The organism is Flavobacterium sp. W20_MBD1_R3, from assembly GCF_052119725.1.
Lineage (GTDB): Bacteria > Bacteroidota > Bacteroidia > Flavobacteriales > Flavobacteriaceae > Flavobacterium.
Map to the genome: position 1 here is coordinate 1 of NZ_JBGQOR010000028.1, position 1,449 is coordinate 1,449.

General features: G+C 33.0%; 1 protein-coding gene. It reads right to left on the bottom strand.

Annotated features, from left to right (window positions below):
• Positions 1 to 196 precede the first annotated feature (196 nt).
• On the bottom strand, positions 197 to 1,345 hold the full coding sequence (locus ACEN2F_RS14620; RefSeq protein ID WP_441740526.1) for a tetratricopeptide repeat protein: 1,149 nt from the start codon (positions 1,343 to 1,345) through the stop codon (positions 197 to 199).
• Positions 1,346 to 1,449: the final 104 nt, after the last annotated feature.

The following is a 1,449-nucleotide window of genomic DNA, read 5'->3' on the forward strand; positions in this document are numbered from 1 at the left end:
AGGACTATAGTGTAGTTTAGGTGTACGTATTATTTGTAGAATTATAAGAAAAGGAGGTTTTTTCACAGCCTGACGTCCCGCTGCTTTGAGATGGTGGGGAATTCGTAACCTTTCAACTTTCTGCTTTGCAGAAAACTTGATGCGAAACGTTAATTCCACTAAATTCCAGCTAGCTCAAAATGGCGGTTATGCCCAGTTATTCTTGTTTTTTAGTTGGTCTTGAAGTCGCTGCTGGCTTAACTTTTTCTTCAAGAACATCAATTACATTTTTTTTCAAGTCATCATATTTGAAGTTGTCGTTAAAGCCAATATTGAATGTCGAATGTGTACCGTTTTTTGTACGGCAAAGTAAATATTTTGAACCTCCTTGCTCTGCTGAAAATCGAGAAAACTCTGTTTGAATTCTATATTCAATGTTGTCGTCCTGATTTATAACATAGAACAAATGTTTATTGTAAATGTCTTTTGAACCTTCTTCGTATCTTTCAAATGCTTGAATTAGCTTGTCATTCCATTTGAATTGGTCGAAGCAAAACATATCTTTTAAATTGTCTGTAAGTAGCCCATTTTTGTGAGCATCATATAATTTGTCTTTATACTGTTTAGCTTTATCATACTCTTTTCTATGATAATAAATTTGGATAAGTTTCGCATAAGAATGATAATCTGTTGTGTCTAATTGCAATAGCTCAACAAAGGCAGGTTCTGCTTTGTCGTAATTACCTTTTAAAGATTCAAGTAGTCCAATATTGAACAATGCGGTTATATACGAATTAGATTTGTTGTCTATTATTGATTTGGCGATATAAAAGGCTTCTAATGCTTTTTCGTTATTTTTCTGGTCAGAATAGATTTGAGCAACAAATGAATATGGCCTGTCTAGGCAGTTCTTCTGTTCTGTTGCTTTTTTGTACGCTTCAAGAGCTAAGTCTAATTTTTCTAAATTATAGTATGAGTCACCAAGTCCGCTGTAAAATTCGGCATCGTCTGGTTTTAAACTAATGGCTAATTGGAAAGATTTTACAGCTTCATCATACTTCTGCATATAGTTCAAAGTCGAAGCCTTTATATATAGTGGAGCAGGGTCTTTTGAATCTTTTTCGATTGAAAGGGTCATAAATTTAAGACAATTGTTATCGTCTTCTTTCATATAGTAAGCTTGTCCAATATAATACAATGCTTTGGCGCTGTAATTCTTTGATTTAGAAGCGTGTTGTTCTATGATTTGGTCAAACTGCTTATTGTCGGACAAAGTTTTTAAATTTTCCGTTGTTTGGTCTTGAGCAAAAATTGTCAAGCTATAAATAGTCAGAATCAGTGATGATATAATATTCTTAACCTTCATTCGGTTCTTTTTTTTTATAATTGGGCATAACGTCAGTCTGTGAAAAAACTATCGTTTATTTCTTTCAAATATACTGTTTATTTCGAATAGTAAAGCAAGAAAAG

What these genes read in the sequence shown, in the direction of transcription:
- ACEN2F_RS14620 (WP_441740526.1), bottom strand. Translation starts at nt 1,345, where the DNA reads ATGAAGGTTAAGAATATTATATCATCACTGATTCTGACTATTTATAGC.